We start from the raw sequence: 8849 nt of genomic DNA on the forward strand, positions 1-8849 counted from the left end.
CTGACGCTGCGACGATGCAGTCCGAGCCGCACGTCGCAGGGCTGATCCCGCTAAGCCGCAGGTGGCCGAACGCCTAGGATGTCGGCATGACCGACGACTGGCTGCTGGTGGAGACACTCGGCGACGAACCGGCCGTCGTCGCCGAGGGCCAGCACACCAAGAACCTCGTCCCGGTCAGCGCGTTCCTGCGGCGCAGCCCCCACCTGATGGCCATCCAGACGGCCATCAACGAGACGGTGCAGGGCGGCAAGGCCTTGAGCAGTTTGACGCCCAAGAGCGACCGCGTGATTCGCACCGAGGTGGTGCAGATGACCGACGGTCGCATCCACGGGGTGCACGTGTGGATCGGTCCGCTGGATCGGGATCCGCCCGACCGCGTGATGCCGGGTCCGTTGAAGTGGGACCTGAGCGACGGCGTCGCCACCGACACGCCCGAGTCGCTGATGAACAGCGGGCTGGACCCCACCACCGAGGCCACGCAGGGCCGGGCATTCGCAGAGGATCTGCCCGCCAGAAATCTCAACCCGGACGAGGCCAGGGTCCTGGCGGTGGCGATCAGGCCCGAGGCCGGACGCACGTTCTGCAGCACCTGGGAGGTCACCGACTACAAGGGCAAGCCGATCACGGTCGGCTTCGCGGCCAGGGTGCTCGCCGAAGTCGACGACTCCAGCCGCGAGCGGTTGATCTGCCGGGCGATGAACTGGCGGGCGGTCACCGACGTGCCGTCGAGGCGCTCCGACGACCTCGGCCAACGAATCCTCAACGGACTGGCACGGCCGGGCGTGCACCGGGCGCTGGTGGACCTGACGACGTGGAAGCTGCTGAAGTGGCTCGACGAGCCGTGCCCGTTCTTCGACTGGCACGCCACGGAGGCGGGCGAGTCCATCGTCCATCCCGACGACCAGGCCGACATGGTTGCGATGTCCACCGAGTTCGACGAGGGCCCGGCATCGCGCGTGCTTCGACTGCGGTCCGTCGACGGCGGGTGGACGCCCGTGCACGTCACGGCCCACCGGGTCGAGATCGCGGCCGACACCTACGCCGGCCTGCTGTCGCTGAGGTTGCCGACGCACGACGAACCCCCCGCGACACGCACGACCACCCGCCGCGCCAAGTCGGCGTCGCGTCGCGCCCGCACCTAGCCTCCCCCTCACGCCGGTCCGGCGCGGGCGCTGGCACGGGCGACGTGTACACCCCAGTGACCCAGGCGCACGGGCACCTCGGTGGCCACGACGACGTCGAGTTCCTCGACCGTGCACCCGGCCACCGTCGCCGACATCGCCGCGGCCAGCGACCCCGCCGACGCGCACGCCGCCTGCGGGCCGGACGCCAACCGGCCAGCCGCCGCGAGGGCGGCCAGATCCGCCGCCGCCTGCGCACGATGCCGGGCAATCACCGCCGAACCCACCAGCGCCCCACCGACGGTCAACGCCATCAACACCGCCATCATCATCGCGGCCACCACGCTGGCCGCGCCGCAGTCAGAGGCCAGGCTCGACCGCCGCGACCGACTCGGCCGCAATCGTGATGCCGGGCAACAGGATCGACTGCGAGCTGACCCGCGCCACCACGTATCCGCCGTCTCGGTGAAGTGCCAGCCGAGCATCCGCCGGTCCGCCCCGGCGCACCACGTCGGCGGCAGCACCCTCGTCACCACGGGCGGCCAACCTGGCGGCCTCGCGCGAGGAGTCCACGCACCGCACCTGCATTCCCACGGCCGCGAGGCCGCCGACACAGAACGCCAGGACGACCACCAGCGCGGCGATCGCGAAGGCCGCCTCGACGGTGGCACCACCCGCATCGTCACCTAGACGTTGGTGTTCAGCGCCCGGGTGATGATGTTGCTGAGGGCGTTCACGATCGAATCCCCCGTGACCACCGTGTAGAGGATCGCCCCGAACGCCGCCGCAGCGATCGTGCCGATGGCGTACTCGACGGTGCTCATGCCGTCCTCGTCGACGGCCAGCAGCACCAGTCGCGCCTGAACCCGTCGTAATACGTTGCCGTGCAACACTTCTCTCTCCATTCATCCGGCACCCGCACGCGGCGTCTCCGCGTGCTCCAATGCGTTTCACCACATGCCCGACTGCAACACGTCCCCGGCCAGCCCGACCACCACGGGCACGATCCCCAGGCAGACGAACGCCGGCAGATAGCACACACCGAGCGGACCGGCGATCAAAACCGACGCGCGTTCGGCCGCGGCCCGCGCCGAATCGCCCGCGTCGCGGCGGGACTGGTCGGCGAGGTCCGCAACCGCCTGCGCAAGAGCGCTTCCCGACGCCGCGGACCGACGGGCGAGCCGGCACAGCGCCTCGACGCGCGGCTCCCCCGCGGGGTCCACGGTCGACCAGACGGTCGTCGCGTCGGCGCCGACGGCGAGCAGGTCCGCAGCCCGTTGCAGCACGTCGGCCAGGTCGCGCGGCGCGAACGGTGTCGTCGCCCGCGCGGCGGCCGCCACGGCCATGCCCGACGACAGACACGCGGCGAACACGTCCAGCGCCGAGGCCACGGCGAGAGGGTCGTGCGCCTCGCCAGCCGTCGCCGGTGGCACGACACCCCCGGCCGGGTCGACGCCACGCGTCCGACCTCCGGTGAGCAGCACCGCCAAGGCGAGAAGCACTGCGGCGAGGCTCATCCGAGGGCCCGGTCGGTGATGCGGTCCGACCACGACAGCCCTGCGCAGGCGAGCGCCACGCCAATCACCAGGCACCATCCGCCGACGCCGCCGGACAGCAGGAACCGCATCGGCTCGGCGCCGATGGCGTGGCCCAAACCGACGCCCAGCAGCGGCAGTCCCGCCAGGATCGTGGCGGTGGCCCGCGCACCCGCCATGCCCGCCGACACCCCGGAGGCGAAGCGTTCGCGCTCGACGATGTCGCGTTCAGCCGCGCGGACGAGTGCGACGATCGCCAAACCATGGCTCTGGGCCAGAAGCCAGGTCGCCGACAGCCTCTCCCAGTACTGCGGCACCGTCGACTGCCTGGCGACGGCGCTCAATCCGGCGGCGACGTCGGCTCCGAGTCGAGCGCGAGCGGCGACCGCACGCAACGAATCCGCGACTCGACCGTCCACTTCGGCGGCCGCGCTCTCGAAGGCCACGACGGGGTGTGCCCCCACCCTGAGCTCCCCCACCAGGACGCCGAGCGCACCCTCGAGAGTGGTCGCCTCGTGGACACGCACGCGTCGCATCCGGGTTCTCCTGCGGCGCAACATGATCGACGCAACGACCATCCCGAGCGCGACGGTCGCGGTGACGGGGACGACCACCGCGGTCGCCGCGACGGCCAGCACGCACCCCACCGTCACGACGCGGCGGCGGGGCCGCGCCGGTGTCGGTGGGGGACCCAGCCGCCGGTGCGGTCGGCCCGGGGACACGACCAGCGCCACCGCCAGCATCAGCGCCGCGACCGTCACGAGCCGCGCGCCGACAGGAGATCGGTCAGGGCGTCCATGCCGGCGCCCACGCCGCGGTCGGCATGCCAGGCGGTGACCGCCCCGACGAGTCCGTTAACACCCCGGCGTAGGACGGCGATCTCCTGGAGTCGGCGCAAACCGGAGCCGTTCCGGCCGACGTGGAGCACCACCTGGACGGCCGCGGCGAGCTGACTGTGTAGCGCAGCCCGGTCCAGCCCGCCGACCGCCGCCAACGCCTCGAGACGGGCGGGCACCTCGGCGGGACTGTTGGCGTGCACGGTGCCGGCGCCGCCGTCGTGACCGGTGTTCAACGCGGCGAGCAGGTCGACGACCTCGCCGCCACGCACCTCTCCGACGACGATGCGGTCGGGTCGCATCCGCAGAGCCTGGCGGACGAGGTCGCGAACCGTCACCTCGCCGACACCCTCGACGTTGGCGTAGCGGGCGACGAGGTTGACCAGGTGCGGGTGGCGCGGGGCGAGTTCGGGCGCGTCCTCGACGCAGACGATGCGTTCGGTCGCGGCGACGGCACCCAGCGCCGCGGACAGCAGCGTCGTCTTTCCGGCGCCGGTGCCGCCCGAGACCAGGAACGCCAAACGTGCGGCGATCACGTCTCCGACGAGGGCGACGGCGTCGGGGGCGATCGCCCCGGCGTCGACCAGCGCCGCGAGATCCTGGGTGGCCGGTCGCAACACCCGCAGCGACAGGCAGGTGCCTGCGGGCGTGATCGGAGGTAGCACGGCGTGCAGTCGCACGGTCAATCCGCCGGCGCCGAGACCGGGGAGTTGCCCGTCGACCCAGGGCTGGGCCTCGTCGAGGCGTCGCCCGGCCGCCAGCGCCAACCGCTGGGCCAGCCGCCGGACGGCCGCCTCGTCGTCGAATCGCACGGCGGTCCGCCGAAGCCCACCCCCGTCGTCGACCCACACCGCGTCGGGTGCCGCGACCAGGACGTCGGTCGTGCCCCTCGCGCAGAGCAGCGGTTCCAGGATTCCGGCGCCGGTCAGTTCGGTCTGCAGCAGACGCAGGTTGCTCAGGACGTCGGTGTCTCCGAGCAAGCCACCCGACTCCGCGCGTATCGCCTCCGCGACGACGTTGGGCAGCAGCGGTCCTGACTCGGTTGCCAGGCGCTCCCTGACCCGCTCGATCAGCGAAGCGCTCATGCGATCAACTGCTCGTCGGTCGCGCCGGGCTGGCGGTGTAGCACCTCGAGTACCTGCCGAGCGGCCGCGGTCAGGGGTGAGCGCCGCCTCGGTCGCAACCCGCCCCGTTCGAGTTCGGCGGCAAGACCGGGTTGCGGTCGCATTGCCGCCAGCAGCGGTCGGTCGACGATGCGGGCCACGTCGGCGGAGCGCAGGCCGCCCGGGGCGGGTCCGCGGACCACCAACCCGACGTTCGGATTGGCCTCGTTCAGCCACGTCGCCACGGCCGACGCGGCGGCGCACGACCGGACGTCGGCGGGGACCACGAGGACGACGAGGTCTGCGGCGTCGAGCACGGCACCCACCGCCGGGGTGGCACGACGGGGCAGATCACAGATCGTCGTGGCACCCGCCCGACAGCCGCCGTCGACCACCGCGGTGAGCGCGCCGGCGTCGATCTCGCCGCCGGAGCGACCTGCCGACAGGACGGTGACACCATGCCGCGACGGCAACGCGGCCGACAACGCGTGATGCCCGACCCGGCCACCGCCGAGGTCCAGTTCGGGCCATCGCAGACCGGCATCCAGCTCGCTGCCAAGGGTCAGGTCGATTCCGCCACTCCACGGGTCGACGTCGACCAGCAGGGCGTTGGGCGCGACGTGCGCCAGTGCGGTGGCGAAGACCGAGGCGCCCGCTCCGCCGCAGCCGCCGACGACGGCCAGTACCGGGCCACGCCTGCGGTCGTCGGCCATGGATTCGGCTGCGTCGGCCAGCGCCGAGATCAGGCTCACCTCGTCCGACGGCAGCGACAACACCCGCTGGGCGCCGACGGCCACGACGAGGTGCCACTGATCGGGGTTGGGCGTGGCGGTGCCGACCACCACGACGTGGTCGCGGCGCGGCAGGCCCAGTTCGGCGCAGCGGCGGGCGCCCTCGAGATCCAGGACGACCGCCGACGCCGCCAGCCAGACCTTGCGGCTGGAGGGTTCGCCGACGTGCACGACGCGTACGCCGACCGCCGCCGCGACGCGGTCGACGTCGTGCCGAAGGGAGGCGTCGGCGACCACGGCCAGAGTGACGTTGCTCGAACTCATGCCTCCACTGTGTGGCTACGGCGGACGCCCGAAGGGTCCGCTGAGGCCGCAACGTGCCAGACATGTGTATGAAACAGCGTCTGTGGATGGACCGGCGCGCACGAGCGCCGCGCAAACTCATGGGGGGAACGGTCACTTCGGTTGGAATTCTGAAGGGGCCGTTGCGAAGAAACACCCCGGAAAAAGGGACGACCCCCGCCAGGGGGGAGGAGGCGGAGGTCGTCGTGTATCAGCCCCGGGGGGTCGGGCTGATGCACACCCGGCATAAGCCGAGTGATGCTTACTATACACACGGCGATGAGGGCGAGCGCAAGTCATCGACACCCTATGAATCCTCAATGGAATCGTACGGTGACCTGGAAAGTTACCCAGGAGGACACGTGGCGGGGACTGCCACTTCGCTACAGCGGGCGCCTCACCCGACACGCCCGCCGCCTATGCTGGCTTCGTGACCGCTTCCGGCGCCGCCTCGGCGGACCCGACAGAGCCGCGTTTCGCGCCCGCCACCGACCCGCCATTTCGCACGGCGGCGTTCTTCGACCTCGACAAGACGGTGATCGCGAAGTCGAGCACGCTGGCTTTCAGCAAACCGTTCTTCGATCAGGGTCTAATTAACCGACAAGCGGTCCTCAAGTCGACCTACGCGCAATTCCTGTTCCACATGTCGGGTGCCGACCACGAACAGATGGACCGGATGCGCTCCTACATCACCACCATGTGCGCAGGGTGGAACGTCGAGCAGGTCAAGTCGATCGTCGGGGAGACGATGCACGACATCGTCGACCCCCTGGTCTTCGTTGAGGCGGCCAACCTGATCGCCGACCACAAGCTGTGCGGTCGCGACGTCGTCGTGGTGTCGGCCTCGGGCGAGGAGATCGTCGCACCGATCGCCAAGGCCCTCGGCGCGACGCATGCGATGGCGACCCGGATGGTCGTCGAGGACGGCAAGTACACCGGCGAGGTGGCCTTTTACTGTTACGGCGAGGGCAAGGTCGAGGCGATCCAGGAACTCGCCGCACGCGAGGGCTATTCGCTGGACCACTGCTACGCCTACTCCGACTCGATCACCGACCTACCCATGCTGGAGGCGGTCGGGCACCCCACCGTCGTGAACCCCGACCGGGCGTTGCGCCGGGAGGCCCTCGGTCGGGACTGGCCGGTGCTGACGTTCTCCCGAGCCGTGTCCCTCAGGGAACGCATCGGCGCACCGTCGGGCGCCGCGGTCGCCACCTCCGTCGCGGTCGGCGTCAGCGCCCTGGCCGCCGGTGCACTGACCTACTCGTTGCTGCGTCGGTTCGCCTTCTAAGCGCGCAAAGAGGCCGCCGACGCTTTTGCTGGGGTGTGCGCGTAACGATCTGGCGACTCGCCCGAATTGGCCCTTGATGTGACCGCGGTCACGGAGTACAAAGGAGTCACGGAAGCCGATCGAGGCCAAGTTCGAACCGGAAGAGAAGGTTCGCGCTCCCAACAGAGGCTTCCCAGCACGGAACCTGCGAACCCACGCGGAGCACATGCCGCGATAATGGTAGAAGTGTTGCGGGCCTGCGGAATTGCGAAGAGCGGACGCCAAGCGACGACCCCTTGGGTGGGGCCAGCAGCCGAACCGCAGCGCAAGAACGCCGAGGCCACCCACGCAACCCACGAAGCACGCATGGTATCCGGAGTTCCGTGCTAGCGGGCGGCGAGCCGAGTCATTCGGAGCGCCGCCCGCTTCATTTTGCTGAGCTCACTTCTTCGACGACGCCTCGGCGATCGTCAACGCCTCCCGCGCACCAGCCCTCAGAGCGTGGCAGCCGTTGAGCAGCCAGGCGGTCAGCCCCTCCGCGGTGCCCGACTCGAACCCGCGCGCGGCCGCCCGGTAGTCGCCGGGCTTCTGCATCCAGAACTGTTCGGGGACGCCCAGACCGCGGGTGTCCAGACCGCTGGCGATCGTGGCCAGGCGCGACACGCCCCGCGCCACCACGCCGTCGGCGACGCCGAAGGGGGCCAGCACCAACAGCTCGCCGTGCACCACCGCGGCGAGCACCGGAGCCGAAACCCGCGTGCTCGTCACGACGTCGGCCAGCATCTCGAGCCGACGCCCGACGCCGTCGTCGGCACGCGGACGCCCGAGGCGGTCGTCCTCCGTCAGGTCGGCGGCGGCGAGGGCGTGCAGTCGCGCGATCGCCTGCAACGGGGCGCGTTGCCAGACCCCGATGAGCTGGGACGCGCCACCTTCGAGCGCCTCGGCGACACGCAGCGCGCCCGCCAGCACGGGATCGGGTCCCTCGCCGGGGGTGAGCACCAGCGATCCGCCGTCGAGCACGGACGACGCACGGGCCGCCCGCATCGCGGCCTCGGCCGCGGTGGCGGGCCACCCGCGACGGTTCGCCTTGTGCCGGTGCGCCAAGGCCAGCGCCTCTCTGGCCTGTTCGGCGGCGTCGGCCACCCCCGGCAATTCCGCCAGTGGGGCAAGGGGATCGGGAGCGGCCACGAGGACACGCTAGTGCCACGGCGCGACGTCCCGTCGTGGGGTCGCCGACCGTTGGACCCGTCCACGTGCGCGTTCGGCGCGCATCGGGCACCGTCCGCAGCCGTCGACGTGAGTTGTCTCCCTTGGCCACATCGGTGGTGACTACGCTCACGTTCATGGCACAGAACGACACTGCGGCGCCGTCCCATCAGACCTCCTATCCGCCGTCGGACGCATTCGCCGAACAAGCCAACGCGACCGCCGCGCTCTACGACGAGGCCGACGCCGACCGCCTCGCGTTCTGGGCGGCGCAGGCCCAACGGCTGGCCTGGGAGACGCCGTTCACCGAGGTACTGGACTGGTCGGAAGCCCCGGTGGCCAAGTGGTTCGCCGACGGCGCGCTCAACGTGGCCTACAACTGCGTGGACCGCCACGTCGAGGCAGGCAACGGCGACCGGGTCGCCATCCACTGGGTCGGCGAACCCGTCGACGACCACCGCACCATCACCTACGCCCAACTCAAGGACGAGGTGTCCAAGGCCGCGAACGCGCTGACCGACCTCGGCCTGGTCGCCGGTGACCGCGTCGCCATCTACATGCCGATGGTCCCCGAGGCGATCGTGGCGATGCTCGCGTGCGCCCGGTTGGGCGTCATGCACTCGGTGGTGTTCGCCGGCTTCTCCGCCAGCGCCCTGAAGGCCCGCGTCGAGGACGCCGAGGCCAAGCTCGTCATCACCACCGACGGGC

The 8849-nt window shown here is 71.1% G+C and carries 11 protein-coding genes; 3 read left to right on the forward strand and 8 right to left on the reverse strand.

Annotation, left to right across the window (positions count from 1 at the left end; genetic code table 11):
• The first annotated feature begins 86 nt into the window (after positions 1 to 86).
• Complete coding sequence (locus ABZ195_RS06830) at positions 87 to 1142, forward strand: PAS domain-containing protein (RefSeq protein WP_355216021.1); 1056 nt, start codon at positions 87 to 89, stop codon at positions 1140 to 1142.
• 8 nt (positions 1143 to 1150) lie between these two features.
• Here the strand turns inward: ABZ195_RS06830 and ABZ195_RS06835 are convergent, their stop codons facing one another.
• From ABZ195_RS06835 to ssd, 7 genes are read right to left on the reverse strand one after another with little or no spacing between them, the layout of a single operon-like run.
• Positions 1151 to 1522 (reverse strand): Rv3654c family TadE-like protein, encoded by a 372-nt coding sequence (locus tag ABZ195_RS06835; RefSeq protein ID WP_355216023.1) that lies wholly within the window; start codon positions 1520 to 1522, stop codon positions 1151 to 1153.
• Positions 1482 to 1766, reverse strand: a complete 285-nt coding sequence (locus ABZ195_RS06840) for a TadE family type IV pilus minor pilin (RefSeq protein ID WP_355216118.1) — start codon at positions 1764 to 1766, stop codon at positions 1482 to 1484. Before ABZ195_RS06840 ends, ABZ195_RS06835 begins: the two co-directional genes overlap by 41 nt.
• A gap of 41 nt (positions 1767 to 1807) precedes the next feature.
• Positions 1808 to 2026: a DUF4244 domain-containing protein gene (locus ABZ195_RS06845; protein ID WP_355216024.1), complete on the reverse strand. Its 219-nt coding sequence runs from the start codon at positions 2024 to 2026 to the stop codon at positions 1808 to 1810.
• Between the two features lie 45 nt (positions 2027 to 2071).
• Entirely contained in the window at positions 2072 to 2638 is a 567-nt protein-coding gene (locus ABZ195_RS06850; protein ID WP_355216026.1) for a type II secretion system F family protein, read from the reverse strand.
• Complete coding sequence (locus ABZ195_RS06855) at positions 2635 to 3399, reverse strand: hypothetical protein (protein WP_355216120.1); 765 nt, start codon at positions 3397 to 3399, stop codon at positions 2635 to 2637. The genes ABZ195_RS06850 and ABZ195_RS06855 overlap by 4 nt, the downstream gene beginning before the upstream one ends.
• Before the next feature lie 14 nt (positions 3400 to 3413).
• Positions 3414 to 4577 carry a TadA family conjugal transfer-associated ATPase gene (locus tag ABZ195_RS06860; protein WP_355216028.1) on the reverse strand — a complete coding sequence of 388 codons (1164 nt, stop codon included), beginning with the start codon at positions 4575 to 4577 and terminating at the stop codon, positions 3414 to 3416.
• Positions 4574 to 5650 carry a septum site-determining protein Ssd gene (gene ssd / locus ABZ195_RS06865; RefSeq protein WP_355216029.1) on the reverse strand — a complete coding sequence of 359 codons (1077 nt, stop codon included), beginning with the start codon at positions 5648 to 5650 and terminating at the stop codon, positions 4574 to 4576. The genes ABZ195_RS06860 and ssd overlap by 4 nt, the downstream gene beginning before the upstream one ends.
• A 448-nt stretch (positions 5651 to 6098) precedes the next feature.
• Between ssd and ABZ195_RS06870 the strand changes: the two genes are divergently transcribed.
• Complete coding sequence (locus tag ABZ195_RS06870; protein WP_355216031.1) at positions 6099 to 6956, forward strand: HAD-IB family hydrolase; 858 nt, start codon at positions 6099 to 6101, stop codon at positions 6954 to 6956.
• A 420-nt stretch (positions 6957 to 7376) separates the two neighbouring features.
• Here ABZ195_RS06870 and ABZ195_RS06875 read toward each other — a convergent pair whose 3' ends face one another.
• Positions 7377 to 8123 carry an oxidoreductase gene (locus ABZ195_RS06875; RefSeq protein WP_355216033.1) on the reverse strand — a complete coding sequence of 249 codons (747 nt, stop codon included), beginning with the start codon at positions 8121 to 8123 and terminating at the stop codon, positions 7377 to 7379.
• A gap of 155 nt (positions 8124 to 8278) precedes the next feature.
• Between ABZ195_RS06875 and ABZ195_RS06880 the strand changes: the two genes are divergently transcribed.
• Positions 8279 to 8849: AMP-binding protein (locus ABZ195_RS06880; RefSeq protein WP_355216035.1), on the forward strand; the 571-nt coding region annotated here is incomplete at its 3' end.

The sequence above is a fragment of the Mycobacterium sp. NPDC006124 genome (assembly GCF_040614235.1).
GTDB lineage: Bacteria > Actinomycetota > Actinomycetes > Mycobacteriales > Mycobacteriaceae > Mycobacterium.